General features: G+C 65.4%; 23 protein-coding genes. 21 read left to right on the top strand and 2 right to left on the bottom strand.

Translation table 11 applies throughout. The annotated features are described in order from the left end of the window. Positions 1 to 8 precede the first annotated feature (8 nt). The 6 genes from A6M56_RS14515 to zapE all read left to right on the top strand — a co-directional run bounded on the left by A6M56_RS14515 (position 9) and on the right by zapE (position 9,223). Positions 9 to 1,106 carry a sn-glycerol-3-phosphate import ATP-binding protein UgpC gene (locus A6M56_RS14515; RefSeq protein WP_045786634.1) on the top strand — a complete coding sequence of 366 codons (1,098 nt, stop codon included), beginning with the start codon at positions 9 to 11 and terminating at the stop codon, positions 1,104 to 1,106. Further along, entirely contained in the window at positions 1,103 to 1,861 is a 759-nt protein-coding gene (gene ugpQ, locus A6M56_RS14510) for a glycerophosphodiester phosphodiesterase (RefSeq protein ID WP_102079690.1), read from the top strand. The genes A6M56_RS14515 and ugpQ overlap by 4 nt, the downstream gene beginning before the upstream one ends. 288 nt (positions 1,862 to 2,149) lie before the next feature. Further along, complete coding sequence (locus tag A6M56_RS14505) at positions 2,150 to 5,014, top strand: 2-oxoglutarate dehydrogenase E1 component (RefSeq protein ID WP_082062819.1); 2,865 nt, start codon at positions 2,150 to 2,152, stop codon at positions 5,012 to 5,014. A 137-nt stretch (positions 5,015 to 5,151) separates the two neighbouring features. Further along, positions 5,152 to 6,411: a 2-oxoglutarate dehydrogenase complex dihydrolipoyllysine-residue succinyltransferase gene (gene odhB, locus A6M56_RS14500; protein WP_045786636.1), complete on the top strand. Its 1,260-nt coding sequence runs from the start codon at positions 5,152 to 5,154 to the stop codon at positions 6,409 to 6,411. A 174-nt stretch (positions 6,412 to 6,585) separates the two neighbouring features. Beyond that, positions 6,586 to 8,022 (top strand): dihydrolipoyl dehydrogenase, encoded by a 1,437-nt coding sequence (gene lpdA, locus A6M56_RS14495; RefSeq protein ID WP_045786637.1) that lies wholly within the window; start codon positions 6,586 to 6,588, stop codon positions 8,020 to 8,022. A gap of 103 nt (positions 8,023 to 8,125) precedes the next feature. After that, on the top strand, positions 8,126 to 9,223 hold the full coding sequence (gene zapE / locus A6M56_RS14490; protein ID WP_045786638.1) for a cell division protein ZapE: 1,098 nt from the start codon (positions 8,126 to 8,128) through the stop codon (positions 9,221 to 9,223). A gap of 29 nt (positions 9,224 to 9,252) precedes the next feature. On the opposite strand, the gene A6M56_RS14485 is transcribed toward zapE, so the two are convergent. Next, positions 9,253 to 10,092 carry a 2-phosphosulfolactate phosphatase gene (locus A6M56_RS14485; protein WP_102079691.1) on the bottom strand — a complete coding sequence of 280 codons (840 nt, stop codon included), beginning with the start codon at positions 10,090 to 10,092 and terminating at the stop codon, positions 9,253 to 9,255. Between the two features lie 180 nt (positions 10,093 to 10,272). Between A6M56_RS14485 and A6M56_RS14480 the strand changes: the two genes are divergently transcribed. From A6M56_RS14480 to A6M56_RS14440, 9 genes are all read left to right on the top strand, one after another. After that, positions 10,273 to 12,804, top strand: coding sequence for a heavy metal translocating P-type ATPase (locus A6M56_RS14480; protein WP_045787839.1), 2,532 nt, complete (start codon positions 10,273 to 10,275; stop codon positions 12,802 to 12,804). Positions 12,805 to 12,812: 8 nt separating this feature from the next. Beyond that, a complete protein-coding gene (ccoS, locus tag A6M56_RS14475) occupies positions 12,813 to 12,992 on the top strand; it encodes a cbb3-type cytochrome oxidase assembly protein CcoS (protein ID WP_045786640.1) in 180 nt (59 codons plus the stop codon). Between the two features lie 95 nt (positions 12,993 to 13,087). Further along, a complete protein-coding gene (ccoN, locus tag A6M56_RS14470; protein WP_045786641.1) occupies positions 13,088 to 14,545 on the top strand; it encodes a cytochrome-c oxidase, cbb3-type subunit I in 1,458 nt (485 codons plus the stop codon). 10 nt (positions 14,546 to 14,555) lie between these two features. After that, a complete protein-coding gene (gene ccoO / locus A6M56_RS14465; RefSeq protein ID WP_045786642.1) occupies positions 14,556 to 15,233 on the top strand; it encodes a cytochrome-c oxidase, cbb3-type subunit II in 678 nt (225 codons plus the stop codon). Between the two features lie 3 nt (positions 15,234 to 15,236). Continuing rightward, a complete protein-coding gene (locus A6M56_RS14460; RefSeq protein WP_045786643.1) occupies positions 15,237 to 15,419 on the top strand; it encodes a cbb3-type cytochrome oxidase subunit 3 in 183 nt (60 codons plus the stop codon). Positions 15,420 to 15,431: 12 nt separating this feature from the next. Beyond that, positions 15,432 to 16,355, top strand: a complete 924-nt coding sequence (ccoP, locus tag A6M56_RS14455; RefSeq protein WP_045786644.1) for a cytochrome-c oxidase, cbb3-type subunit III — start codon at positions 15,432 to 15,434, stop codon at positions 16,353 to 16,355. Then, complete coding sequence (ccoG, locus tag A6M56_RS14450) at positions 16,352 to 17,815, top strand: cytochrome c oxidase accessory protein CcoG (RefSeq protein WP_045786645.1); 1,464 nt, start codon at positions 16,352 to 16,354, stop codon at positions 17,813 to 17,815. The genes ccoP and ccoG overlap by 4 nt, the downstream gene beginning before the upstream one ends. A gap of 25 nt (positions 17,816 to 17,840) precedes the next feature. Next, on the top strand, positions 17,841 to 18,068 hold the full coding sequence (locus tag A6M56_RS14445) for a FixH family protein (RefSeq protein WP_045786646.1): 228 nt from the start codon (positions 17,841 to 17,843) through the stop codon (positions 18,066 to 18,068). Beyond that, the gene (locus tag A6M56_RS14440; RefSeq protein WP_045786647.1) at positions 18,065 to 18,319 is read left to right on the top strand and encodes a hypothetical protein; all 255 of its coding nucleotides are present in this window, start codon (positions 18,065 to 18,067) and stop codon (positions 18,317 to 18,319) included. Before A6M56_RS14445 ends, A6M56_RS14440 begins: the two co-directional genes overlap by 4 nt. A 24-nt stretch (positions 18,320 to 18,343) precedes the next feature. On the opposite strand, the gene fnr is transcribed toward A6M56_RS14440, so the two are convergent. Continuing rightward, complete coding sequence (gene fnr, locus A6M56_RS14435) at positions 18,344 to 19,072, bottom strand: fumarate/nitrate reduction transcriptional regulator Fnr (RefSeq protein WP_082062820.1); 729 nt, start codon at positions 19,070 to 19,072, stop codon at positions 18,344 to 18,346. Between the two features lie 183 nt (positions 19,073 to 19,255). Between fnr and A6M56_RS14430 the strand changes: the two genes are divergently transcribed. The 6 genes from A6M56_RS14430 to A6M56_RS14405 form a co-directional block, all read left to right on the top strand. Further along, positions 19,256 to 19,996 (top strand): sulfite exporter TauE/SafE family protein, encoded by a 741-nt coding sequence (locus A6M56_RS14430; RefSeq protein WP_045786649.1) that lies wholly within the window; start codon positions 19,256 to 19,258, stop codon positions 19,994 to 19,996. Between the two features lie 497 nt (positions 19,997 to 20,493). Then, the gene (gene scpB, locus A6M56_RS14425; RefSeq protein WP_102080245.1) at positions 20,494 to 21,366 is read left to right on the top strand and encodes an SMC-Scp complex subunit ScpB; all 873 of its coding nucleotides are present in this window, start codon (positions 20,494 to 20,496) and stop codon (positions 21,364 to 21,366) included. 90 nt (positions 21,367 to 21,456) lie between these two features. Beyond that, a complete protein-coding gene (locus A6M56_RS14420) occupies positions 21,457 to 23,208 on the top strand; it encodes a pseudouridine synthase (RefSeq protein WP_045786650.1) in 1,752 nt (583 codons plus the stop codon). A gap of 211 nt (positions 23,209 to 23,419) precedes the next feature. Beyond that, on the top strand, positions 23,420 to 23,908 hold the full coding sequence (gene rimP, locus A6M56_RS14415) for a ribosome maturation factor RimP (RefSeq protein ID WP_045786651.1): 489 nt from the start codon (positions 23,420 to 23,422) through the stop codon (positions 23,906 to 23,908). Continuing rightward, positions 23,905 to 25,380 carry a transcription termination factor NusA gene (gene nusA, locus A6M56_RS14410; RefSeq protein WP_045786652.1) on the top strand — a complete coding sequence of 492 codons (1,476 nt, stop codon included), beginning with the start codon at positions 23,905 to 23,907 and terminating at the stop codon, positions 25,378 to 25,380. Before rimP ends, nusA begins: the two co-directional genes overlap by 4 nt. A gap of 62 nt (positions 25,381 to 25,442) precedes the next feature. Continuing rightward, a partial coding sequence (locus A6M56_RS14405) for a translation initiation factor IF-2 N-terminal domain-containing protein (RefSeq protein WP_286758206.1) occupies positions 25,443 to 26,894 on the top strand: 1,452 nt, incomplete at its 3' end.

Below are 26,894 nucleotides of genomic sequence, written 5' to 3'. Positions count from 1 at the left end.
GACTCAAGATGGCAAAACTGTCTCTACGCAACGTCCAGAAGCACTACGCCAACCTCCAGGTCGTGCACGGCATCGACATGGAAATCGGCGATGGTGAATTCATCGTCATCGTCGGCCCCTCGGGCTGCGGCAAGTCCACGCTCCTGCGCATGGTGGCGGGCCTGGAGCCCATCACCGGCGGCGAGGTGTGGATCGGCGACCGCGTGGTCAACGAACTGGAACCGGCCGAGCGCGACATCGCGATGGTGTTCCAGAACTACGCGCTGTATCCGCACATGAGCGTGTTCGACAACATGGCATACGGGCTGAAGATCCGCGGCTTGCCCAAGGCCGATATTCAAGCCCGTGTGGAGCAGGCCGCGGGCATTCTCGAACTTGGCAAGCTCCTCGATCGCAAGCCGCGGCAGCTCTCTGGCGGCCAGCGCCAGCGTGTGGCCATGGGCCGTGCGATCGTGCGTGAGCCGGCGGTGTTTCTGTTCGACGAGCCACTCTCCAACCTCGACGCCAAGCTGCGCGTGCAGATGCGCCTGGAGCTCAAGGAGCTTCACCGCCGCCTGCGCACCACCAGCCTGTACGTCACGCACGACCAGGTCGAAGCCATGACGCTGGCCGACCGCATGATGGTGCTCAACGCTGGCCGCGTCGAGCAGATCGGCACGCCGCTGGAGGTGTATTCGCGCCCCGCGAGCACGTTCGTGGCAGGCTTCATCGGTTCGCCGCCGATGAACCTGGTGCCCGTGTCACGCCATGCCGGCGGCGGCACGCAGATCCGCGTGGATGGCGCGAAGGAGGGTGATGCCGCGGCAACGCTGGGCCACCTGCCGATGGGCTTGCACCTGCCCGAGCGTGCGCTGATGGGCCTGCGTCCGGAGCATATCGAGCCATGCTCGGCGGATCAGGCCATCGCCTTCGTCGATGTGCGCGTGGTGGAAGCGCTGGGCGCCGATGCGTTCGCGTACGGCTCCCTGGCCGGGCACCCGATCGTCGTGCGCCTGGAACCGCACGCGACGGTGAAGGCAGGCGACAAGCTGCCGATCACGGCCTCGGCCGATCACCTGCACTGGTTCGACCCGCAGACGACGCGCCGCATCGAGGCCCTGGCATGAGCGACGTGCGCCCCTTGCCGGCTTGGTCGTATCCGCGCGCGATCGCGCACCGTGGCGCAGGCAAGCTCGCGCCGGAAAACACGCTGGCCGCGTTCCGCCACGGCGCCTCCTTCGGCTACCGCATGTTCGAGTTCGACGTGAAGCTGTCGGGCGACGGCGTTGCGGTGCTGTTGCACGACGCGACGCTGGATCGCACGACCAGCGGCACCGGCCGGCTCGATGCGTTCACGCTCGACCAGATCGTCCAGCTGGACGCCGGCGGCTGGCATAGCGCTGCCTACGCCGGCGAGCCGGTGCCGACGCTTGCGGCCATCGCACGCTATCTGCGCGCCAACGGCTTGCTCGCCAACATCGAGATCAAGCCGGTGCCGGGCGCGGAATGGCGCACGGGGGCGGCGGTTGCGCTCGATGCCCGCGCGCTGTGGGCGGGCGCGGACGTGCCGCCGCTGCTGTCGTCATTCTCGGAAGAGGCGTTGGCCGCCGCGCGCGATGCCGCGCCGGAACTGCCGCGTGCGCTGCTGCTCGACAAGCTGCCAGCGGATTGGCTGGCTCGCCTGCGTGCCCTCGATTGCGTGGCGCTCGACGCCAACCACCGCGAACTGACGCCGGAGATCATCGCGCAGGCCCACGCGGCAGGCTTCCGCGTCTGTTGCTACACCGTCAACGACGTCGACCGCGCGCAGCGGCTGTGGAGCGCCGGACTGGACGGATTGATCACCGATTGGGTGGACCGCATCTCGCCGGCCGGAATGTGATCAAAGTCATGCTTTCGACGCGATAAAGCAACGTTTCATTGACGCGTCAAAGAACCGGAATATTGATCATAAACGTGCTATGCTTCCTGTCCGTGAAGACTTAGGTCCTTCCCGCACAACTTGTCTGTAAAAGCTGTCTCGGTCCCTCCTTCCCGCCACGCGAGATCCGGTCCGACCAGGTGATTTCAGGCGATTCAAAGTTTGCGATCCGCTAACCGGTCAAGCCGTGTCGCGGAAGGTTGATGAACCCGCTGAACTCCGGCAGACCCGGAGAAAAGTGAGCGCCCCATGACTGAGCTGTACAAGCAGTACCTGGACACCTCGTACCTGTCCGGTGGCAATGCCGCCTACGTTGAAGACCAGTACGAAGCGTATCTGCAAGATCCCACGTCCGTTAGCGAGGCACTGCGCGCCTATTTCGATGCGCTGCAGAACGTCCCCGCCGTCGACGGCTCGAACGCCCGGGATATCCCCCACGCCCCGATCATCACGTCGTTTGCCGAGCGCGCCAAGCAAGGCCCGATCCGCACGATCGTCGCCTCTGCCGACTCCGACATGGGCCGCAAGCGCGTGGCCGCGACGCAGCTGGTTGCCGCGTACCGCAACGTGGGCCTGCGCTGGGCCGACCTGGATCCGCTCAAGCGCCAGGAGCGCCCGCCGGTTCCGGACCTCGACCCCGCTTTCTACGGCTTTACCGAAGCCGACCAGGACATCATCTTCAATGCCAGCAACACGTATTTCGGCAAGGAGTCGATGAGCCTGCGCGAGCTGATCAACAACCTGCGCGAAACCTACTGCGGCTCCATTGGCGCCGAGTTCATGTACATCAGCGACCAGGCGCAGAAGCGCTGGTGGCAGGAGCGCCTGGAGTCGATCCGCTCCAAGCCGACCTTCTCGGCTGAAAAGAAGAAGCACATCCTGGAACGCCTGACGGCCGCCGAAGGCCTCGAGCGCTTCCTCCATACCAAGTACGTCGGCCAGAAGCGCTTCTCGCTCGAAGGCGGCGAGAGCTTCATCGCGGCGATGGACGAACTGATCCAGCACGCCGGTGCCAAGGGCGTTCAGGAAATCGTCATCGGCATGGCCCACCGCGGCCGTCTGAACGTGCTGGTCAACACGCTCGGCAAGATGCCGGCCGACCTGTTTGCCGAATTCGAAGGCAAGCACGTGGACGACTTGCCGGCCGGCGACGTGAAGTACCACAAGGGCTTCTCGAGCGACGTGACCACGCCGGGCGGCCCCGTGCACCTGTCGCTGGCGTTCAACCCGTCGCACCTGGAAATCGTCAACCCTGTCGTGGAAGGCTCCGTCAAGGCGCGCCAGGAGCGCCGCGGCGACAAGACCGGCGAGCAGGTGCTGGCCGTGCAGGTGCACGGTGACGCGGCCTTCGCCGGCCAAGGCGTCGTGATGGAAACGCTGAACCTCGCCCAGACGCGCGGTTACGGCACGGGCGGCACGATCCACATCGTCATCAATAACCAGATCGGTTTCACGACGTCGGACCCGCGCGATTCGCGCTCGACGCTGTACTGCACCGACGTCGTCAAGATGATCGAGGCGCCGGTGCTGCACGTGAACGGCGACGATCCGGAAGCCGTCGTGCTGGCCATGCAACTGGCCATCGACTTCCGCACCGAGTTCAAGAAGGACGTGGCGGTCGACATCATCTGCTACCGCAAGCTCGGCCACAACGAGCAGGACACGCCGGCAATGACGCAGCCGCTGATGTACAAGAAGATCGGCCAGCACCCCGGCACGCGCAAGCTGTACGCAGACAAGCTCGTCACGCAGAACACGCTGAAGCCGGAAGAGCCGGACGCGCTGGTGCAGGAATACCGCGCCGCCATGGACGCCGGCAAGCACACGGTCGACCCGGTCCTGTCGAACTTCAAGAACAAGTTCGCCGTGGACTGGATGCCGTTCCTGAACCGCAAGTGGACGGATGCCGCCGACACCGCCGTGCCGATGGCCGAGCTGAAGCGCCTGGCCGAGCGCATCACCACGATCCCCGAGCAGTTCAAGCTGCACCCGCTGGTGGAGAACGTCGTCAACAACCGCGCCAAGATGGGCAAGGGCGAGCTGCCGCTGGACTGGGGCATGGGCGAACACCTCGCCTTTGCGTCGCTGGTGGCATCGGGCTACCCGGTGCGCATCACCGGCCAGGATGCCGGCCGCGGTACGTTCACGCACCGCCACGCTGTGCTGCACGACCAGAACCGCGAGCGCTGGGATGCCGGTACGTACGTCCCGCTGCAGAATGTGTCGGACAACCAGGCACCGTTCACCGTGATCGACTCGGTGCTGTCCGAAGAAGCCGTGATGGGCTTCGAGTACGGCTACTCGACGGCCGAGCCGAATGCACTCGTCATCTGGGAAGCCCAGTTCGGTGACTTCGCCAACGGTGCGCAGGTCGTCATCGACCAGTTCATCTCGTCGGGTGAAGTGAAGTGGGGCCGCGCCTCGGGCCTGACGCTGATGCTCCCGCACGGCTATGAAGGCCAAGGCCCGGAGCACAGCTCGGCGCGCCTGGAGCGCTACCTGCAGCTCTGCGCAGACCACAACATGCAAGTGGTGCAGCCGACCACGCCGGCGCAGATTTTCCACCTGCTGCGTCGCCAGATGATCCGCCTGTTCCGCAAGCCGCTGATCATCCTGACGCCGAAGTCGCTGCTGCGCAGCAAGGATGCCGTCTCGCCGCTGTCGGACCTGGCCAAGGGCCACTTCGAGACGGTCATCGGCGACACGGCCGAAGACCTGAACGCGGCCAAGGTCAAGCGCGTGGTCGCATGCTCGGGCAAGGTCTACTACGACCTCGTCAACGCCCGCAAGGAGCGTGGCCTGACCGACACCGCGATCATCCGCGTGGAACAGCTCTATCCGTTCCCGCACAAGGCGTTCGCGGCTGAGCTGAAAAAATACCCGAACCTGACCGAGGTGGTGTGGTGCCAGGACGAGCCGCAGAACCAGGGCGCCTGGTTCTTCGTGCAGCACTACATCATGGAAAACATGACAGAAGGTCAGAAGCTGGGCTACGCGGGCCGCCCGGCCTCTGCATCGCCGGCAGTGGGGTACTACGCGAAGCACAACGAGCAGCAGAAGGCGCTGATCGACGCAGCATTCGCCAAGCTCAAGGGCTTCGTGCTGACCAAGTAAGCGACGCGCGCACCAGGGCGGCAGCTTCGGCTGTCGCCTTGGCGCATCTCCGCTCCCGATTTCACCGTTTACCGAATAGAAGCGCCGCGTCGCAAATGCAATCGAGCGCGCGCACATGAATCCAAGGAACCACTGAAATGGCTATCGTTGATGTCAAGGTCCCGCAGTTTTCCGAGTCCGTTGAAGAAGGCACGCTGATCTCCTGGAAGAAGAAGCCGGGCGAAGCCGTGGCCCAGGACGAAATCCTGATCGAAGTCGAAACCGACAAGGTCGTGCTGGAAGTGCCGGCGCCGGCCGCTGGCGTGCTGGCCGAGGTGCTGGTGGCGGACGGCGCGACCGTCACGTCGGAGCAGCTGCTGGCCAAGATCGACACCGAAGGCAAGGCTGGCGCTGCCGCCCCGGCCGCCGCCGCACCGGCGCCTGCAGCAGCTGCACCGGCTCCGGCCGCCGCTGCGCCGGCACCGGCTGCCGCAGCCACGGGTGGCGTGGCCATGCCGTCGGCCGCCAAGCTGATGGCCGAGAACAACCTGTCGGCTGGCCAGGTGGCCGGCACGGGCCGCGATGGCCGCATCACCAAGGGCGACGTGCTGGGTGCCGTGGCCGGTGGCGCCAAGCCGGCTGCTGCCGCGGCTCCGCAAGCCGCACGTCCGGCGCTGCAGCAAGTGGCCGCGCCCGTGGACTTCGCTGCCCTGGGCGACCGTCCGGAAGAGCGCGTGCCGATGAGCCGCCTGCGCGCCCGTATTGCCGAGCGCCTGATCCAGTCGCAGTCGACCAACGCAATCCTCACCACCTTCAACGAAGTCAACATGAAGCCGGTGATGGACCTGCGAGCCAAGTTCAAGGACCAGTTCGAGAAGACCCACGGCGTGAAGCTGGGCTTCATGTCGTTCTTCGTGAAGGCGGCTGTCCACGCGCTGAAGAAGTACCCGATCCTCAACGCCTCGGTGGACGGCAACGACATCGTCTACCACGGCTATTTCGACATCGGTATCGCGGTCGGCTCGCCGCGCGGCCTGGTGGTGCCCATCCTGCGCAATGCCGACCAGATGAGCCTGGCCGACATCGAAAAGAAGATCGCCGAATTCGGCCAGAAGGCCAAGGACGGCAAGCTGACGCTGGACGACCTGACCGGCGGCACGTTCTCGATCTCGAACGGCGGTACGTTCGGCTCGATGCTCTCCACCCCGATCATCAACCCGCCGCAATCGGCCATCCTGGGCGTGCACGCTACCAAGGAGCGCCCGGTGGTCGAGAACGGCCAGGTCGTGATCCGTCCGATCAACTACCTCGCCATGTCGTACGACCACCGCATCATCGACGGCCGCGAAGCCGTGCTGGGCCTGGTGGCGATGAAGGAAGCGCTGGAAGACCCGGCCCGCCTGCTGCTGGATCTGTAAACCTGCCCACGGTCCTGTTGCGCGACCCGATCTTGAACCTGCGATGTTCACCGTACCCATGTACGGTTGCACGTCTCGGATCAACTTCGGGCCGCTCGCAACGGACGTGAACAGGTTGAAACCGATTGTTGACGTTTCCGCTTGAGTGGAAACGACGGACCAAAGGATTTCTCCATGAGCAAACAATTTGACGTGCTGGTGATCGGCGCCGGCCCCGGCGGCTACATCGCCGCCATCCGCGCTGGCCAGCTGGGCCTGAACGTGGCGTGCTGCGAAGGCAACGCCTATGACGATCCGAAGAGCGAGCCGCGTCTGGGCGGCACGTGCCTGAACGTGGGCTGTATTCCGTCCAAGGCGCTGCTGGCCTCGTCCGAAGAATTCGAGAACGTGAACCACCACCTGGCCGACCACGGCATCACGGTGGACGGCGTCAAGGTCGACGTGGCCAAGATGCTCAAGCGCAAGGACGACATCGTCGGCAAGATGACCAAGGGCATCGAGTTCCTGTTCCGCAAGAACAAGGTGACGCTGCTCAAGGGCTACGGCAAGTTCGTCGGCAAGACCGACGCCGGCTACCAGGTCGAGATCGCGGGCAAGGCCGGCACGGAAGTCGTGACTGCCAAGCACGTGATCATCGCCACGGGCTCGAAGGCGCGCCACCTGCCGAACGTGCCGGTGGACAACGTGACCATCGCCGACAACGAAGGCGCGTTGAAGTTTGCCGAAGTGCCGAAGAAGCTGGGCGTGATCGGCGCTGGCGTGATCGGCCTGGAGCTGGGCTCGGTGTGGCGCCGTCTGGGTGCCGAAGTGACGATCCTCGAAGCGCTGCCGAGCTTCCTCGGTGCGGCGGACGAATCCGTAGCCAAGGAAGCCAACAAGCTGCTGACCAAGCAGGGCCTGAAGATCAACGTCGGCGTGAAGGTTGGCGAGATCGAATCCTCCGCCAAGGGCGTGAAGGTCAACTACACCGACGCCGCCGGCGCTGCGCAGGTGCTGGAGTGCGACAAGCTGATCGTCTCGATCGGCCGCGTGCCGAACACCGACAACCTGGGTCTGGAAGCGATCGGCCTGGCGACGGACCAACGCGGCTTCATCGAGGTGGACGACCACTGCGCGACCAAGCTGCCCAACGTGTGGGCGATCGGTGACGTGGTGCGCGGCCCGATGCTGGCGCACAAGGCTGAAGACGAAGGCGTGGCGGTCGCCGAGCGCATCGTCGGCCAGAAGCCCCACATCGACTACAACTGCATTCCGTGGGTCATCTACACGTACCCGGAAATCGCATGGGTCGGCAAGACGGAGCAGCAGCTCAAGGCCGAGGGCCGCGAGATCAAGGCCGGCCAGTTCCCGTTCATGGCCAACGGCCGTGCGCTGGGCATGGGCGCATCCGATGGCTTCGTCAAGGTCATCGCCGATGCGAAGACCGATGAGATCCTGGGCGTGCACGTGATCGGCGCCAACGCGTCGGACCTGATCGCCGAAGCTGTGGTGGCGATGGAGTTCAAGGCTGCGTCGGAAGACATCGGCCGCATCTGCCACCCGCACCCGTCGATGTCGGAAGTGATGCGCGAAGCCGCGCTGGCCGTCGACAAGCGTCAGCTCAACATGTAATCGCACGCCGCCAGGCGAGCACACGGTGCCCGGTCATCCACAAGATGCCGGGCATCGGTCCATTTGAGCCGCTAAAAGGCCGGCGCTACGCACTTTCAAGCAGATGAACGTCCAGGAAACCTACCGACAGGAACTGAAGGCACGGGGCTACCAGCCCGACGAGGCGCAGCAGCGTGCCGTCGATCGCCTGCAGCAGTGCTACGACGAATGGGTCGCCTACAAGGCTCGGCGCTCCAATGCCCTGCGCAAGATGCTGGTGCGTCCGGACCTGCCGCGCGGCGTCTACATGTGGGGCGGGGTGGGGCGCGGCAAGTCGTTCCTGATGGACGCGTTCTACAGCTGCGTGCCCGTGGTGCGCAAGACGCGGCTGCACTTTCACGAGTTCATGCGCGAGGTGCATCGTCAGCTGGAGGAGCTGCGCGGTCGCGCCGATCCACTGGACGAACTCGCACGCCGCATCGCAAAGCGGTACCGGCTGATCTGCTTCGATGAGTTCCACGTCAGCGATGTGGCCGATGCAATGATCCTGCACCGCTTGCTGGACCAGTTGTTCGCCAACGGCGTGCAGTTCGTGATGACGTCGAACTATCGGCCTGACCAGCTGTACCCCGACGGGCTGCACCGCGAACGCGTCCTGCCCGCGATTGCGCTGCTGCAGGAGAAGCTCGACATCCTGAACGTCGACGCCGGCGTCGACTACCGCAAGCGCGCGATGGAGCAGGTGCAGGCGTATCACACCCCGCTGGGCGCCAAGGCCAACTCGGCGCTGCGCGATGCGTTTGCCGCCGTGGCCGAAGTGCCGGACGAATCGCCGGTACTGCATATCGAACATCGCGAAATCCGCGCCCAGCGCAAGGCGGGAGGCGTGGTGTGGTTCGATTTCGCCACGCTGTGTGGCGGGCCGCGCTCGCAGAACGACTATCTGGAGATCGCCTCGCGCTTTCACACCGTCATCCTGGCCGATGTGCCGAAGATGACGCCGCGCATGGCGTCCGAGGCGCGCCGCTTCACCTGGCTGATCGACGTGTTCTACGACCACAAGGTCAAGCTGCTGATGTCGGCCGAGGTGCCCGCCGACGAGCTGTACACCGAGGGCCAGATGGCCCACGAGTTCCATCGCACTGTCTCGCGCATCATCGAGATGCAGTCGCGCGAATACCTCGAGTCGCCGCGGCGCGACATCGATACGTCACTGACCTGACGGCACCTCCGCCGCCGCGTGCCGGCCGGTCAGTGCGGCAGCGGCGGATTGCGGTGCGACGGCGGCACCGGGGCCGGGCGCAGGCTCGCGCCAAAGAAATCTTGCGGCGCGCGCTCGGTCTTGCGGTTTACGTTGCGGAATGCGCCTTCCACGAGCATCGGCGCGAAGTCGCTCACGTCGGTCTGCGCAGCGATGGTCACGTCTTCTGCAAAGCCGCGTTCGCACAGTTCGCGGCCGGACACCGAATCGAGCAGCCACGTCTTGATCATGCCGGTCTGCGATGCTTCACGGTAGATCGCGCGCGCCGCCAGCGCCTCGGGCGACAGCGCCTGCGGCAGGAAGCCCGCCACCGTTTCCGACAGGTGATGCACGATGGCCCCGGCTGCGAGCCAGTCTTCAAGGGCTGGGCGCAGACTGCCGTCCGCCCAGCGCTCGCCCGAAGCGACGACCGCCACGCGCCGGCCCAGGCGCGAAGCGGCTTCCGCCACTGCGCGCGCATTGCGCAGGCAGCCCGCGAATGTCGGCGTGGAACCCGTGGCCAGCGCCAGCGTTGCCCCGTTGGGGGACGGCAGGACGAGGCTGCTGCCCGCCGGCAGTCCACGCAGTGACGCCGGCGAGAGCGTATAGCCCGGCTGGCTCCGGTTATTGCCCGCGAGCATGGCGCCGGCGCGCCGGGCAAACGTTTCTGCACTGCCATCTCGCCAGGGGTATGGATAGATACGTGCGCCGCGCGCCACGGCGACGTCCACACAGGTGCAGAACGACAGCACGTCGACCACGATGACTGCGTCGCAGTGCGGCGCCAGGGCAGAGGCCCCGTGCTCGCCCCATTCACAGTGGATGTTGTACAGGCTGAATTCGGTTGCCACGTCGCGCCCTCCTGTTTGCCCGGTGCAGTTTTTTACTATAGGCGCCGATTCATTCTTGCGTGAGGGTGACCAGCCGCGGCGAGTGCAGTAATCGCCGCAAATGCTCCCACGCCTTGAATCGACAAGCCTTGATACGCATCAAGGGCCAGCACGCCGGGGCCCGCTAGCATGGTCTTCATCATGAGGACCACCCTTGCCCCCAGCCCCTCCCTGCCGGTCGATGGCGGAGGGTCGCTTCGCCTTGCGGGGGCCTCGAGCGTCGCTTGCTATCACTGTGCGGCGCCGTTGGAAGGGGCGGCTCCGCTGCGCGCTGATATCGCCGGACAGCGGCGCGACTTCTGCTGCGCCGGCTGCCAGGTCGTCGCACAGACGCTGCACGCCTCCGGCATGGGGCACGTCTACGACGGCCCCATCGCATTTGCCAAGCCGATCGACGGCGAGCGCCGCACCGAGGCCGAAGCCGTGTGGGCGACCTATGATCTGCCGGTCATGCGCGAACGCTTCGTGCGTGCGCGTGCTGATGGCACGGAAGAACTGGCTCTCGTCCTGGTCGGCATGCGTTGCGCGGCCTGCGTCTGGCTCATCGAGCGTGCGTTGTCGCAGGTGAAGGGCGTGCGTGACGTGACCGTGAACTACGCCACGGAACGTGCGCGCATCGTTTGCGATGCCGGCGCCACGCAGTTGTCCAGCGTGTTTGCCGCCATTGCGGACGTCGGTTACGAGGCATGGCCGGACCAGCCCTCGGTGCGCCGCACGGCCGAGGCCCGTGAGCGCCGCAGCCTGCTGATCCGCCTGGGCATTGCCATGGTCGGGATGATGCAGGTGATGATGTATGCGTGGCCGGTGTATCTGCATGGTAGCGATATTCCGCTTAGCCAGACGCGCCTCATGCAGTGGGCAAGCCTTGCGCTGACGGTGCCCGTGATGCTGATTTCGGCGCGGCCGATGTTCGTCAGTGCGTGGCAGCAACTCCGCCACGCGCATGTCGGCATGGATGTGCCGGTCGCGCTCGGCATCGGCGCCGCCTTTGGCGCGAGCGTGTTGGCCACCGTGCGCGGCCACGGTGAAACGTATTTCGACTCGGTGACGATGTTCGTCGCCTTCCTGCTCGCGGCGCGTTATCTCGAGCTGCGCGCCCGGCAGAGCGCAGTGTCCGGCGCCGAAGCGCTGGTGCGCCAGTTGCCGGCCACGTGCCGACGGATCGACGCGGCGACAGGCGCCCTCGAGACCATTCCGGTGGCGCTGCTTCAGCCGGGCGATTGCGTCGAAGTGCGCGCCGGCGAAGTCCTGCCGGCCGACGGCGCCATTGAGCGGGGCGCTACCGAGATCGACGAATCGCTCCTCTCCGGTGAAAGCCTGCCGCAACCGCGCGATGTCGGTGCGACGGTGCTGGCCGGCAGCTACAACGTGGCCAGTGCCATTCGCGTGCGCGTGGGGCGTGTTGGAGCGCAGACGCGCCTGTCCGCGATTGTCGATCTGCTCGAACGTGCGTTGACTGACAAGCCGCGCATTGCGGAACTCGCCGATCGGGTAGCGGGGCGCTTTGTGGCGGTCGTGCTCGGCTGGGCGCTGTTGGCTGCAGTGGCGTGGTGGTGGATCGACCCGTCACGCATGTTTGCCGTCACGGTGGCGGTGCTGGTGGTGAGTTGTCCGTGTGCGCTGTCGGTGGCAACGCCTTCTGCGCTGGCAGCAGCCAGTGGAGCGCTGGCGCGGCGCGGTGTGCTGGTCACGCGCGGCCACGCCATCGAACACCTCGCCGCCGTCACCGATGTGCTGCTGGACAAGACAGGCACGCTCACCGAAGGCCGACTGCGCCTGGTGCGCATCGAGACCTTCGCCGACGTCGATGCGGAATCGTGCCTCGCGATAGCCGCGGCCATGGAGCAATCCGAAAACCATCCGATCGCGCAATCGCTGCGCTCGGCCGCGTCCGGATGGGCTGCCGAGCCCGAGGTGTCGGCAGTGACAAACGTGCCTGGACAGGGCGTCCACGCCCGTGTCGGAGACAGCACGATGCGCTTGGGTGTGCGGTCGTTCGCGGCACGGCGTTATGCGGATGAGCCCCCGCGCTCGCTGCGCTATGGCTGCGAACCGCCGATGCAGGAGGCACCGCCCGATGCGGCGTGCACGTCGGTCTGGCTTGGCCGCGACGGGTTGCCGCTGGCGCGCTTCACGCTGGCCGATGTGCCGCGCGCCGATGCGCGTGCCTGCCTCGACGCGCTGCGTGCGCAGGGGCTGTGCCTGCATCTGGTGTCGGGTGATTCGCCTCAAACCGTGCAGTGGTGGGCGAACGGCCTTGGCATCGACCATGCCGTCGGCGGTGCCAGCCCTGAAGACAAGCGTGCCTATGTGCGCAGGCTGCAGGCGCGAGGCGCACACGTGCTGGCCGTGGGCGACGGCATCAACGATGCGCCGCTGCTCGCGCAGGCGCAGGTCTCCATCGCGATCGGCTCGGGCGCGCCGCTCGCGCAGGCCGGCGCGGACGCCGTGCTGACGGAGCCGCGCCTCGTCGCCATCAGTGAAGCCATATCGATCGGACGCCGCACCATGCGCGTGGTGCGCCAGAACCTCGGCTGGGCGTTCGCCTACAACGCGATCAGCATCCCGCTTGCCACGCTCGGGTGGCTCTCGCCGCTGGCTGCGGGCATCGGCATGTCGGTGTCGTCGCTACTGGTTGCGCTCAACGCGTGGCGCCTGTCACGCGCGGCTTAGGCGGGCTCATGGAAACGCTGCTTCTGCTGATTCCGCTCTCGCTGATGCTGGTGGCGGCGATCGTCGGTGCGCTGTGGTGGGCTGTGGGTTCCGGCCAGTACGACGACCTCCGGGCCCCCGCTGAATCGATCCTGCTCGACCCCGACACGCCTGCGCGCGACGCCGTGTCGCGAGATGGAACTTCTTGACAGCGCGTGGCCCGCAGCCTTGATGCACGTCAAGGCCGGGTGGCCGCCCGCTTCTTAACATGGTCGTATTACACCAACACTCTTGGGGAGCAAGCATGGAATCGTCCAGCGCGTTGCGGCACACCCAGACCTTCAATTACCGCGTAGTGCGCCAGTTCTCGATCATGACGATCGTGTGGGGCATCGTCGGGATGGCGGTCGGTGCGCTGATCGCGGCCCAGTTGATCTGGCCGCAACTGAATTTTGGCGTGCCATGGCTGACGTACGGCCGGCTGCGTCCGCTGCATACCAATGCCGTCATCTTTGCGTTTGGCGGCAGCGCGCTGTTTGCCACGTCGTACTACGTCGTGCAGCGCACGTGCCAGGTGCGGCTGATTTCCGACAAGCTCGCGGCGTTCACGTTCTGGGGCTGGCAGGCGGTGATCTTGGCAGCGGCCATCACGCTGCCACTGGGCATCACCAGTTCCAAGGAATACGCCGAACTGGAATGGCCCATCGACATCCTCATCACCGTGGTGTGGGTGGCCTATGCCATCGTGTTCTTCGGCACCATCGTCAAACGCAAGACCAAGCACATCTACGTGGCGAACTGGTTCTTCGGCGCGTACATCATCACGATTGCACTGCTGCATATCGTCAACAACGCAGAACTGCCGGTGTCGCTGTGGAAGTCGTATTCGGCCTATGCGGGCGTGCAGGACGCGATGGTGCAGTGGTGGTACGGCCACAACGCGGTGGGATTCTTCCTGACCACCAGCTTCCTCGGGATGATGTACTACTTCGTGCCCAAGCAGGCGGAGCGCCCGATCTATTCGTACCGTCTGTCGATCGTGCACTTCTGGGCGCTGAACTTCACCTACATGTGGGCAGGCCCGCACCACCTGCAGTACACCGCGCTGCCGGACTGGGCGCAATCGCTCGGCATGGTGTTCTCGCTGATTCTGCTGGCGCCGTCGTGGGGCGGCATGATCAACGGGATCATGACCCTCTCGGGTGCCTGGCACAAGCTGCGCACCGATCCGATCCTCAAGTTCCTGGTGGTGGCGCTGTCGTTCTACGGCATGGCGACGTTCGAGGGCTCGATGATGTCCATCAAGACCGTCAACGCGCTGTCGCACTACACCGACTGGACCATCGGCCACGTGCACTCCGGCGCGCTGGGCTGGGTGGCGATGATCACCATCGGCTCGATGTACTACATGATTCCGCGCCTGTTCGGCCAGCAGCGCATGTACAGCACGCGCCTGATCGAAGTGCACTTCTGGGTGGCGACCATCGGCGTGGTGCTCTACATCGCCGCCATGTGGGTTGCCGGTGTGATGCAGGGCCTGATGTGGCGCGCCACCGAGGCCGACGGTACGCTCACCTACAGCTTTGTCGAAGCGGTGAAGGCAACGTATCCGTTCTACGTGATCCGCTTGCTCGGGGGGCTGTGCTTCCTCGGCGGCATGCTGCTGATGGCCTTCAACGTGTTCAAGACCATCCAGGGCAGCAAGGCGGTCGACGCACCCATTCCTCAACCCGCGCAGGCACCGCTGGTCGCGGCACAGTGAGGAGACGAACATGAGCAACGCATCCAAGAAGTTCTTCTCGCACGAGACACTGGAGAAAAACGTCGGTCTGCTGATCGCGCTGACGCTCGTCGTCGTCAGCATTGCCGGGCTCGTGCAGATCGTGCCGCTGTTCTTCCAGCATTCGACCACCGAGCCGGTCAAGGGCATCGCGCCGTATTCGCCGCTGCGGCTGGCCGGGCGCGACATCTACATCCGCGAAGGCTGCGTCGGCTGCCACTCGCAGCAGGTGCGCACGCTGCGTGCGGAGACCGAGCGCTACGGGCACTACTCGCTGGCCGGAGAATCGGTGTTCGATCACCCGTTCCTGTGGGGCTCCAAGCGTACCGGTCCGGATCTGGCGCGGGTGGGCCAGCGCTATTCCGACGACTGGCATCGCATCCACCTGCGCGACCCGCGCGAGGTGGTGCCTGAGTCGAACATGCCGTCGTACGCGTGGCTTGCCAAGACGCCGCTCGACAACCGCGACATCGAAACGAAGATGCATGTGCTGCGCCAGCTTGGCGTGCCGTACACCGATGCGCAGATTGCCGGTGCACGCGAGCAGCTTGCCGGCAAGACCGAGGAAGACGCCGTGGTGGCCTATCTGCAGGGCCTCGGCGTGGAACTGCGCAACGTGGGCGATGTGGCCGCAGCCGCCGCGCCGTCCACGGTGGCGGCAAAGGAGTAAACCATGGCCATGTTGAGTGCAATCGCTACGGCAGTGTTTCTGGTGCTGTTCGTGGGCATCTCCTGGTGGGCATTCTCGGCGCATCGTCGCGCCGCCAATGCCGAATCGGCGATGCTGCCCTTCATGCTGCCTGATGAGGCTGAGGTCGCCGGGGCGCGCATCGATGCGTCGCACCCGCGTCAATAAGGACACCCAATCATGAGCGACTTCATTTCCGATTTCTGGGGGTACTACATCGCGGCGATAGCCCTGGTGGGCATCGCGTGGTGCGTGTGGCTGCTGTTCTCGCAGCGGCGTATCCAGATCGCCCCGGGGCAGAAGGCGGGCGACGATACCGGTCACGTATGGGACGGCGACCTGCGCGAGCTGAACAATCCGCTGCCGCGCTGGTGGATGTGGATGTTCCTGCTGTCGTGCATCTTTGCCGTGGCGTACCTGATCCTCTATCCAGGGCTCGGTGCCTATGGCGGCGTGCTCGGGTTCTCCACGCGTGGCGAGCTGGCCGCGCATCGGGCCGCGGCCGATGCGCAGGTACGGCCCGTCTACGAGCGCTACGCGAGCATGGACATCAAGCAGATCGCCGCAGACCCGCAGGCGCACGAGATCGGCCAGCGCCTGTTCCTGAACAACTGCGCGCAGTGCCACGGCTCCGACGCCGGCGGCTCCAAGGGCTTCCCGAATCTGACCGACAACGACTGGCTGTACGGCGGCGATCCGGACACGATCCTGACGACGATCACCAAGGGGCGGCAGGGCACGATGCCGTCGCTGGCTGGTGTGGTCGATGCCAACCAGGCGGTGAATGTGGCGAACTATGTGCGCTCGCTCTCGGGCCTGTCGTACGACCCGATCAAGGCAGCGCGCGGCGAGCCCACGTTCAAGTCCGTCTGCGCGGCCTGCCACATGGCCACCGGCAAGGGCAACCAGGCACTGGGCGCGCCCAACCTGACCGACCGCACGTGGCTGTACGGCAGTTCCGAAGCGACCATCGTCGAGACCATCCTTAAGGGCCGCAGCAACACCATGCCGGCACACGAGAACCTGCTGTCCCCCGAAAAGATCCGCATGCTCGCCGCCTACGTGTGGGGCCTGTCGAACACGGGCGCGGGCGCACGGCCATGAGCGATCGGGAAGCCGCCTGGCGCCCCATGGCGCCGGCCACTGCAGCCGCGGGCGCAGACGAAGGCCCGACCGAGCAGATGCTCTATGAGGTCAGGCGCAAGATCTACCCGCGCGCGGTGACAGGGGCGTTTGCCCGCTGGCGCGTCTGGCTGGTGCTCGCCACGCAGGCCGTCTTCTATGGCTTGCCGTGGTTCCAGTGGAATGGCCGCCAAGCGGTGCTGTTCGACCTGGGCGCACGGAAGTTCTACCTGTTCGGCCTCGTGCTGTGGCCGCAGGACGTGATCTACCTGACGGTGCTGCTGGTGCTGTCCGCGCTGGGGCTCTTTCTGTTTACGGCGGTGGCCGGGCGGCTCTTCTGCGGCTATGCGTGTCCGCAGACGGTCTACACCGAAATCTTCATGTGGATCGAGCGGCGCATCGAAGGCGACCGCTTCGCCCGCATCCGGCTCGACGGCGAGCGCTGGAGCCTGCGCAAGCTGCGCCTGAAGGCAGCCAAGCACGCCGCCTGGCTGCTGATCGCGCTATGGACGGGCTTCACCTTCGTCGGCTTCTTCACGCCGATCCGCGAACTGGGCCTGCAGGTGTGGACGCTCTCGCTCGGGCCGTGGCAAATGTTCTGGATGCTGTTCTACGCCTTCGCCACGTGGGGCAATGCCGGTTTCATGCGCGAGCAGGTGTGCCGCTACATGTGCCCGTATGCACGCTTCCAGAGCGTGATGGTCGACCGCGACACCTACGTCGTGACCTACGACACGCAGCGCGGCGAACCGCGCGGCAGCCGTTCGCGCAATGCCGACTTTGCAGCGCAAGGCCTGGGTTCGTGCGTTGACTGCAGCATCTGCGTGCAGGTGTGTCCGACCGGCATCGACATCCGCCAGGGCTTGCAGTACGAGTGCATCGGGTGTGGTGCCTGCATCGACGCGTGCGATCAGGTCATGGACAAGATGCGCTATCCGCGCGGCCTGATCCGCTACACGTCTGAGCGGGCCATGCTCGAGGGGCTCAACCCGAAGGAGGCTCGCCGGTACATGCTGCGCCCGCGTGTGCTGGTGTACGCGACCATCATGGTGGTGCTCGTCGCCGGCTTTGTTGCTGCGCTGGCCATGCGTCAACCGCTCAAGGTGGACGTCATCCGCGATCGCGGTGCGCTCGCGCGCGAAGTGGATGGCGGCAAGATCGAGAACGTCTATCGCCTCCAATTGATGAACGCTTCCGAGCAGCCGCTGCACGTGACCATTGCCGCAGAAGGGTTGCCGCAACTCGACGTGCAGGGCGCTCGGGGGGAATCCACCACGTTGGTGCTGCCTCCCGCGGCCAACCGTCTGCTGCCGGTGCGCGTGCGCCGACCGGCTGATGACACGGCTCCCGGTTCACACAAGATTCAGTTTGTCATCCACGCAGACAATGACAGCCACAGCCTCGTGCTGCGCGAGCCGTCCAGTTTCATCGTGCCGCGCTGAGGCGGCATCTCAACAGGAGGCAACGATGCATGCAACGCAATCTTCCTCGTCCGCCCGGCCGTGGTGGCGCGAACCCTGGCCGTGGCTCCTGATGGCCGGCCCGTTCGTTGCCATGATCGGCTGCGGCGTGACCATCTGGCTGGCGGCATCGCACCCGGATGCGGTGATCCACGACAACGTGGTGCGACGCGGGCTCGTCGTCGAAAAGCCTGTCGCGGTGCCGGTCCATGACGTTCGCGGAGGCGCTCGATGAAGCGTCGGCTGCTGATGTGGATCCTGTGGCCGGCGTTCCTGTGCGCCGCGCTGGCCGAGTTGGTCGTGTTCGCGGTCGTGAACCCGGCCGACCTGAGCTTCTTTGGCGAGCAGATCACGGTATCAGACGAGGCCGTTTATACCGTGTCGTTCTTCGTGTTCTGGCTGTTGTGCGGATTGTCGAGCGCGCTCACGCTGTACGTGTCGCCGGGCATCGGCAAACTCGAAGCGCATGAACACCCGCTCGTGTAAGAGGGGCGGGCGGTGAGTGGCAGCTTAGGCAGCCTGGCCGCTCATCACCTGGCGCAGGCCTGCCAGGTCGATCAGCTTGACGTGGCGTTGGCGGATCTGGATGAGCCCGGCCTCGGCAAAGCGCGAGAACAGCCGGCTCACGGTTTCGAGCTTCAAGCCCAGATAGCTGCCCAACTCTTCGCGGCTCATGCGCAGCACAAACTCGGTCGAAGAATAACCGCGCTGCGCCGAGCGCTTGGAAAGGTTCAGCAGGAACGCCGCCAGCCGTTCTTCCGCGCGCATGGAACCGAGTGTCAGCAGCATCAGGTGATCCTGCGAAATCTCCTTGCTCATGATGCGCAGGAACTGATGCTGCAGCGAGGGCAGTCGGCGCGAGAGCTGTTGCAGGTCGTCGTAACGCACGACGCACACTTCGGTGTCTTCGAGTGCCGTGGCGTCCGATACGTGCCGCATCTCGCCAATGCCGTCCAGCCCGACGATCTCGCCCGGCAGATGGAAACCGGTGATCTGGTGCCGCCCGTCTTCGAGCGTCACATGCGTCTTGAGCGTGCCGAAACGGATGCCATACACCGCTTCGAGCGGCTCGCCGAGCGCGTAGAGCGTCTGTCCTTTCTTGATGCGGATGCGCTCTTCGACGAGTTCGTCCATTTTGCGCACGTCATCCGAGCTCATTCCCACCGGCAGGCAGATTTGCCCGAGAACGCAGGTGGAACAACGCGAGGCTTGGTCGGAGAGGGCGATTCGTGTGAGCACAGGGCGCAGTGATTGTGATTATCAGGAGGTCGGGATGAGTAATGCGTTTGGCGCAACTGGCGCCCATTATAGCGGCGGCCTCCCCGTTATCGGGCAGCTCCCATTCCGTAAAGCGCACGATTTGCCGCGGATTTGTCGCGGTAAAACACCAACCTTGCGCCATATCAAAATTACCTCAGAAAAATGACGGCGGCTGTCCTCACGAGTGTCTTCCTGATTGCGCTGCTGGGCGGCGTGCATTGCGTGGCGATGTGCGGTGGTATCGCGCTGGCCGCAGAGCGTGGCGTGGTGGTGCGCGTGGTCTCGCGCCGCCGCCTGTGGTTTGAGCAGGCAGTCATGCATGCCGGACGATTGACCATGTACGGCGTGCTCGGTGCGGCCATGGGAGCGATGGGTGCAACGGTCTGGCGCCAGCAGTGGCTGCCCATTCAGCGCGGTCTGTTTGCGTTCGCCAGCGCATTGCTGCTTGCCTACGGGTTGCTGCTGCTTGTGCGATCGGGCGGGGATGCGTGGCGCAGTTCGCGGCTCGAGCGCGTGCTCGGCCGGCTGACCGGCAGCGTATCTGGCGTGGCTGCAGCTTTGGGTGCCAAGCTGCGCGGGCAACCGCCGCTCGTGCAGCGCTACGTCACGGGCCTGGCATGGGGCCTCGTGCCCTGCGGCATGGTGTACGGCACATTGGCTGTAGCGTTGTTGGCTGGCAACGCGGCGTCGGGCGCGATCGTCATGCTCGCCTTTGGTGCCGGCACACTGCCCAACCTGCTGTTGATGTCGGGCGTGGCCGGCTGGGCACGCGAGTTCTCACGCAGGCGCTGGGCGCGCCGCCTGGCCGCCGCCGCCATTGCCGCATTTGGCCTCGCGGGGCTTGCGCGTGCGATGTGGCTGCCCGAGATGCTTTCTTCACACGGCTTTTGTCTTGTGCTGTAGCCGTTTGAAGCACGGGCCAACCGCCATCCGGCGCAGGGGATGGGCGCTCAAGATCTTCGTGGTTGCGGCGCCGCGCGAAATTGCCCTACAATCGACAACAATTCGACTCGCCAGCCGCGCACATCAACAATGCCAAGCGCGGCGCCCAGCGATGCCATCCAGCGCAAAGGCCGCGAGAGGCCGCCCTGGACAGTCGATTCGGGCAAGCCGCCATTCTTCGTTGGCGGCCGCCCGGCGCAGTATCCGCCCCTCGCGGCGGCGGAAGAAATTGCCCTTGTGGTGCCTGACCGGCACCGGATCAACTCGCTCCTCCGGCCCTATTTTGCGGGCACAGCCACTGCGTTTCGGTGCAAGGCCCAATGGCGTCATTGGGCCTCGCGCGCCGGGCCCGGGTGGGCAACAGCATTCAGAAATGCCGCGTGCTTCGCGGTGGGACGACAAACCTCAAGCGTGACGGCAACCGGCCGCGCGCGAGCAATGACGAGCCGCTCAACCCGATGAATACCCAAGAGGCGAAGATCGTCCTCGAGACCGCGCTGATCTGCGCGCAGGACCCGTTGCGAGTCAATGACTTGCGCAAGCTCTTCGACGAGGACGTCTCGGCAGACACGATCCGCGTGCTGCTCGAAGAACTGCGACAGGACTGGCTGAATCGCGGTGTGGAGCTCGTTGCGCTGGCCTCCGGCTGGCGCCTGCAGAGCCGCCCCGAGATGCGCGTGTACCTTGATCGCCTGCATCCGGAAAAGCCGCCCAAGTATTCGCGTGCAGTGATGGAAACGCTGGCGATCATCGCTTACCGCCAGCCCGTTACCAGGGGGGACATCGAAGATATCCGCGGCGTGACGGTCAACACGCAGGTCATCAAGCAGATCGAAGACCGCGGCTGGATCGAGGTGATCGGCCATCGTGACGTGCCTGGCCGTCCGGCGCTGTACGCGACCACCAAGCAATTCCTCGACGACCTGGGCCTGCGTTCGCTCGACGAGCTGCCGCCGCTCGAAGATGCGCGTGCCCAGGCGCAAGCCAGTCTGCTGGAGCAAGGCGCCATCGAGTTCGACGGTGGCGCGGGCGGCGCGGCTGCAGTGGACGAGCTGACGGCGCTCGTCAACGGGGCGCCGGATGACGGCGCCGCCAACGCGGGCCCGACGGTCGAGGCGATCGAGGCGGCCGAATCGTCGGGCGTGGCCGAGGCGGAACAGGCCGTCGCCGAAGCGGTGCCCGAAGCGCAGGCAGAAGCGGAGGCCGCCCATGTGGCCATGCCGGCCGACGCCGCAGCGCAACCTGAGCCGGAAGTCGATGAAGACACGCCGGTCGACGAACACAAGGCAATGGCGGAGGCACCTTCGGCCCCCGCCAACGAACACTCTTAATGCCGCGCCAGCCGCTCAGTCGGCGCGTGGCCTGAACCCCCAAATTTGAAAGACGTTGTGAGCACCGAGCCAGATTCCATGGATACACGTATGCCGGCCGACGCCGACGCGCAGCCGCCCCGACAAGAAGGCAGCGACGGCGCCGAATCGTCCGCGCCTCGTCGCAAGGGACTGCGCCGCGGTCTGCGCAACCTTGTCGCTTCGCGACGCCAGCAGCAGGACAGCCGCCCGGAAGGTGAGGGGGCGGATGCTGCCGCTGCGCCCGATGCCGACCAGTCGGCGCAGCCGCGCAAGAGCCGCGCGCCGCGCACGCGGAAACCCAAGGAAGCCCCCGCTGAGGTGGCGGCAGCAGAGGGCGCTGCGCAGCCCGAGCCTGCATCAGCCGAGGGCCAGGACGAGCGCAGGGGCCCGCGGGGCCGCTTCGGCAAGAACCGCCGTCGCCAGAACGATGGCCAGCAAGGCGCCGAGCGTACCGAGGGCGCGGCTGGCAAGAACGCGGGCGGCCGCGCCAAGGGTCAAAACCGCAGCGGCAAGCCGCAGGGCAAGGCTGGAGCGCAGAACCAGAACCGCGGCGGCAAGGGCCCCAAGGGTGTCAAGGGCGCCGAGGATGTCTTCCAGTATGTGATTTCGGGCGCGTATGACTCCGAGACCGACGCGGGCGGCAATCCGCAGCCCCCGAAGGTCCGGGAGCTCACCGCCGAGGACGACGCCCCCAAGCTGCACAAGATCCTGGCGGATGCCGGCCTGGGCTCGCGCCGCGACATGGAAGACCTGATCCTGCAGGGCCGTGTTTCCGTGAACGGGCTTCCAGCGCACATCGGTCAGCGTATCCTTCCGACCGATCAGGTGCGGGTCAACGGCAAGCTCATCCAGCGCAAGCTGCCCAACAAGCCGCCGCGCGTGCTGCTGTACCACAAGCCGGCCGGCGAAATCGTCAGCCAGTCCGATCCGGAAGGCCGTCCGACCGTGTTCGACGCGCTGCCGCGCATGAAGACCGGCAAGTGGGTCGCCGTTGGTCGCCTGGATTTCAACACCGAAGGGCTGCTGATCTTCACCACCTCCGGCGATATTGCGAACCGTTTCATGCACCCGCGGTACGGCGTCGAGCGCGAATACGCGGTGCGCACGCTTGGTGAGCTGACGGAAACCGACCGCCAGAAATTGCTTCACGGCATCCAGCTGCAGGATGGCGAAGCGAACTTCCTGCGCTGTGTTGACGGCGGCGGCGAGGGTGTCAACCACTGGTATCACGTCGCCTTGACCGAAGGCCGCAACCGCGAAGTGCGGCGCATGTTCGAGGCGGTCAACCTGACGGTGTCGCGGCTGATCCGCACGCGCTACGGCAGCTTCGTGCTGCCGCGCGGCCTCAAGCGGGGACGCTGGCAGGAGGTGCCGGCCGAGGACGTGCGTACGCTGATGAGCACGCTAGGCATGAAGGTGCCCGCGGCCGGCTCCGGTGAGCAGAACCGCCAGGGCAATCGTCGCCGCCAGCCGGCGCCCGTGCTGATGGGGCCGATGTCTTCCGGCTTCACCGGCGAAGCGAACTTCCAGTCGCGCGGCCTCGGGATCGAGAACGGCAACCGCGCGCTGCCGCCGCAACGCCGGCAGTCCAGCCCCCGGCAGCCTGATCCGATGCAGACCTCGATGGGCTACATCAACGTGGGCGGCCCCACCACGCTGACTGCGCGCACCCGCATGGGCGGCCGCCCGGACGGGCGCGGCCCAGGCGGGGCGATGCGAGACGGAAACCGCGTGCCAGGCAACAAGCGCCCGGGCGGAAAAGGCGGCGGCATGCCGAACGGCAACAAGGCTCGCGGCGGCAAACGTGGCGGCAAGCGCTGAGATGGCGTTGAAGGGCGTTGTGTGCGGAATTCGCCACGGCGCCCGCCCGAGCAGCCATGGTGGGCAACTTTTGCGTTTTGCCACAAGACGCAGTACAATGCGAGTCTAATCAAAGGTCATCCTGCAGAAGATGGGCGAATGATATGGGCGTTGCGCCCATTTTTTTTTGCTTCGGCAGGTTGGCAATACCGGGACATTCTTCAGGAAAAACGTGCATCTGACTGATCTGATTGAGAAAACCCTCGCCGCCATGGGTTATGAGCTGGTGGAAGTGGAACGCGCGCCGGCAGGGTTGCTGCGTGTGTATATCGATCAGGCGGAACGCGGCATCGTCATTGAAGATTGCGAAAAAGTGAGCCATCAGCTCACGCGTGTGTTCGAAGTTGAAAATGTCAACTACGAGCGGCTCGAAGTGTCCTCGCCGGGGCTGGACCGCCCGCTGCGCACACTGGCCGACTTCACGCGTTTCGCAGGCCTCGAGGCCAAGGTGACGCTGCGCCTGCCGGTGGGTGGGCAGAAGAATTTCACGGGAATCGTTCAGGCTCCGACGGGAGAGCCCGGCCAGGAACGGATCGGCCTCGAATTCGAGGGCAAGGATGGCCCGGCGCTGCTGGAATTCACGCTGTCGGAACTCGACCGCGCCCGGCTCGTGCCCGTGCTGGACTTCAAAGGAAATCGAAACAAAGGGAACAAGCAATGAGCCGCGAAGTTCTGTTGCTCGTCGATGCGCTTGCGCGCGAAAAGAACGTCGACAAGGATGTGGTGTTCGGGGCGCTGGAAGCTGCACTGGCTTCGGCGACCAAGAAGCGCTTTGAAGAAGACGTGGATGTGCGCGTGGCGATCGACCGTGAGTCGGGCGAACACGAAACCTTCCGCCGCTGGCTCGTCGTTCCCGACGATGCTGGGCTGCAGGAGCCGGACAAGCAGATCCTGCTGTTCGAAGCCCGGGAGCAGGACCCGGATATCAATGTCGACGACTTCATCGAAGAGCAGATCGAGTCGGTGGAGTTTGGCCGCATTGGCGCCCAGGCGGCAAAGCAGGTGATCCTGCAGCGCATCCGCGATGCGGAGCGCGAGCAGATCCTGAACGACTACCTGGATCGCGGCGAGAAGATCATGACCGGCACCATCAAGCGTGCCGACAAGAAGGGCCTGATCGTCGAATCCGGCCGCGTCGAAGCGCTGCTGACGCGCGACCAGATGATCCCGAAGGAAAATCTGCGCACCGGCGACCGCGTGCGTGCCTACATCCTGAACGTCGACCGCAGCGCACGCGGCCCTCAGATCGAGCTCTCGCGCACGTGCCCCGAGTTCCTCATCAAGCTCTTCGAGAACGAAGTGCCTGAAATGGAACAGGGCCTGCTCGAGATCAAGGCCGCTGCGCGTGACCCGGGCGTGCGTGCGAAAATCGCGGTCGTCGCGCACGACAAGCGCATCGACCCGATCGGCACCTGCGTCGGTGTGCGCGGTACGCGCGTGACGGCTGTGCGCAATGAAGTCGGCGGCGAGGCTGTGGACATCGTCCTGTGGTCGGAAGACCCGGCGCAGTTCGTGATCGGTGCGCTGGCGCCGGCGCAGGTGCAGTCCATCGTCGTTGACGAAGAAAAGCACAGCATGGACGTGGTGGTCGACGAGGAAAACCTCGCAGTGGCCATTGGCCGCAGTGGCCAGAACGTTCGCCTGGCGTCCGAGCTGACCGGCTGGCAGATCAACATCATGACGCCGGCCGAATCGGCACAGAAGCAGGCCGAGGAAAGCTCCGTGGTCCGCAAGCTGTTCATGGACAAGCTCGACGTGGACGAGGAAGTGGCCGACATCCTGATCGAAGAGGGCTTCAGCTCGCTCGAGGAAGTTGCCTACGTGCCGCTGCAGGAAATGCTGGAAATCGAAGCGTTCGACGAAGACACCGTCAACGAGCTGCGCAACCGCGCCCGTGACGTGCTGTTGACGATGGAGCTGGCGAAGGAAGAAAAGGTCGAGAAGGTGTCGCAAGACCTGCGCGACCTCGAGGGGCTGACCCCGGAGCTGATCGGCAAGCTGGCCGAGGGGAACATCCAGACGCGTGACGACTTGGCCGAGCTGGCCGTAGACGAACTGGTCGAAATGACCGGCGTCAACGAAGAACAGGCCAAGGCGCTGATCATGAAGGCGCGTGAACACTGGTTTTCGTGAGTCGCATAAACGTTGATCGTTTATCGCAATCCTCACTGAAACCAAGCATCGAAAGGGTTTGAATGGCAAGCACAACAGTTGCCCAACTCGCTGGCGAATTGAACCGTAGCGCATCGGCGCTGCTGGAACAATTGCAGGCCGCGGGCGTGCAAAAGGCGACGCCGGAAGACGTCATCACCGAATCGGACAAGACCCGTCTGCTCGACTATCTCAAGCGAGCACACGGCAGCGCCGAGGATGGCGCGCGCAAGAAGATCACGATCACGAAACGCGAAACCAGCGAGATCCGCCAGGCGGATGCCACCGGCAAGACGCGCACCGTGCAAGTGGAAGTCAAGAAGAAGCGCGTGCTCGTCAAGCGTGATGAGCCGACTTCGGCGGCCGCGGACGCGGAAGCCGCACCGGCTGCTCCGGTGGTCGATGCTGAAGAGATGGCGCGCCGCGAGGAAGAACAACGCCGTCAGGCCGAGTTGCTGGCCCGCCAGGAAGCCGAGCTCAAGGCGCGCCAGGAAGCGATGGAGCGCGAAGAGGCCGAGCGTCGCGCGCGCCAGGAAGCTGCCGAAGCGGAGCAGAAGCGCCAGGCTGAACTCGCCGCCAAGAAGGCGGAGGAAGAAGCTGCAGCCGCCCGCGCCGCAGCCGAAGCGTCGGACGAAGCCCCGCGCCGCAAGGCCGAGGAGGACGCCGCACGTCTGGCGAGCGAGCGCGAAGCCGCGCAGAAGGCCGCCGACGAGGCCCGCGTTGCCGCCGACAAGATCAAGGCTGAAGAGGACGCTGCACGCAAGCGCCGCGAAGCTGCCGAGGCCGAGGCGCGCGCTATTCGCGAAATGATGAACGCGCCGGCGCGCGTGCTGAAGACGCCTGCCGAGCGCAAGGCCGAAGAAACGAAGAAGGCCGAGCAATCGGGCACGCTGCACAAGCCGGTTAAGCCGGCGGGCGAAGCGCGCACCGCTCCCGCTGCCAAGAAGGCTGCTGCACCGGTATCTACACCTGCGGCCGCACCGTCCGGCGACAAGAAGGGTGGCCGCGGCAAGTCGGGTTGGCAGGAAGATTCCCGCGGTGGCAAGCGCGGCGGTCTGAAGACGCGCGGCGACACCGGCGGTGGTGTGGACGGCTGGCGTGCGGGTTCCAAGGGTGGCCGCAACCGTCACGGCGACGACAATCGCAACGCCTTCCAGGCACCGACGGAACCGGTGGTGCGCGAAGTGCACGTGCCGGAAACCATCTCCGTGGCCGATCTGGCGCACAAGATGTCGGTGAAGGCCGCCGAGGTCATCAAACAGATGATGAAGCTCGGCCAGATGGTCACGATCAACCAGGTCCTGGACCAGGAGACCGCGATGATCGTGGTCGAGGAAATGGGCCATCAGGCGGTTGCTGCCAAGCTGGACGACCCCGAAGCACTGCTGATCGAGGGCGCTGAGGAGCAGACGAATGCCGAGGCGCAGACCCGTCCGCCGGTCGTGACCGTGATGGGCCACGTCGACCACGGCAAGACCTCGCTGCTCGACTACATC

It is taken from the genome of Ralstonia sp. RL, from assembly GCF_001683835.1.
Lineage (GTDB): Bacteria > Pseudomonadota > Gammaproteobacteria > Burkholderiales > Burkholderiaceae > Ralstonia > Ralstonia mannitolilytica.
Note: the sequence above shows the minus strand (reverse complement) of the source record. Positions and strands in the feature narration are given on the sequence as shown.

Coding starts and splice junctions, on each gene's coding strand:
- A6M56_RS14515 (WP_045786634.1), top strand. CDS start 9: ATGGCAAAACTGTCTCTACGCAACGTCCAGAAGCACTACGCCAACCTC.
- ugpQ (WP_102079690.1), top strand. CDS start 1,103: ATGAGCGACGTGCGCCCCTTGCCGGCTTGGTCGTATCCGCGCGCGATC.
- A6M56_RS14505 (WP_082062819.1), top strand. CDS start 2,150: ATGACTGAGCTGTACAAGCAGTACCTGGACACCTCGTACCTGTCCGGT.
- odhB (WP_045786636.1), top strand. CDS start 5,152: ATGGCTATCGTTGATGTCAAGGTCCCGCAGTTTTCCGAGTCCGTTGAA.
- lpdA (WP_045786637.1), top strand. CDS start 6,586: ATGAGCAAACAATTTGACGTGCTGGTGATCGGCGCCGGCCCCGGCGGC.
- zapE (WP_045786638.1), top strand. CDS start 8,126: ATGAACGTCCAGGAAACCTACCGACAGGAACTGAAGGCACGGGGCTAC.
- A6M56_RS14480 (WP_045787839.1), top strand. CDS start 10,273: ATGAGGACCACCCTTGCCCCCAGCCCCTCCCTGCCGGTCGATGGCGGA.
- ccoS (WP_045786640.1), top strand. CDS start 12,813: ATGGAAACGCTGCTTCTGCTGATTCCGCTCTCGCTGATGCTGGTGGCG.
- ccoN (WP_045786641.1), top strand. CDS start 13,088: ATGGAATCGTCCAGCGCGTTGCGGCACACCCAGACCTTCAATTACCGC.
- ccoO (WP_045786642.1), top strand. CDS start 14,556: ATGAGCAACGCATCCAAGAAGTTCTTCTCGCACGAGACACTGGAGAAA.
- A6M56_RS14460 (WP_045786643.1), top strand. CDS start 15,237: ATGGCCATGTTGAGTGCAATCGCTACGGCAGTGTTTCTGGTGCTGTTC.
- ccoP (WP_045786644.1), top strand. CDS start 15,432: ATGAGCGACTTCATTTCCGATTTCTGGGGGTACTACATCGCGGCGATA.
- ccoG (WP_045786645.1), top strand. CDS start 16,352: ATGAGCGATCGGGAAGCCGCCTGGCGCCCCATGGCGCCGGCCACTGCA.
- A6M56_RS14445 (WP_045786646.1), top strand. CDS start 17,841: ATGCATGCAACGCAATCTTCCTCGTCCGCCCGGCCGTGGTGGCGCGAA.
- A6M56_RS14440 (WP_045786647.1), top strand. CDS start 18,065: ATGAAGCGTCGGCTGCTGATGTGGATCCTGTGGCCGGCGTTCCTGTGC.
- A6M56_RS14430 (WP_045786649.1), top strand. CDS start 19,256: ATGACGGCGGCTGTCCTCACGAGTGTCTTCCTGATTGCGCTGCTGGGC.
- scpB (WP_102080245.1), top strand. CDS start 20,494: ATGAATACCCAAGAGGCGAAGATCGTCCTCGAGACCGCGCTGATCTGC.
- A6M56_RS14420 (WP_045786650.1), top strand. CDS start 21,457: ATGCCGGCCGACGCCGACGCGCAGCCGCCCCGACAAGAAGGCAGCGAC.
- nusA (WP_045786652.1), top strand. CDS start 23,905: ATGAGCCGCGAAGTTCTGTTGCTCGTCGATGCGCTTGCGCGCGAAAAG.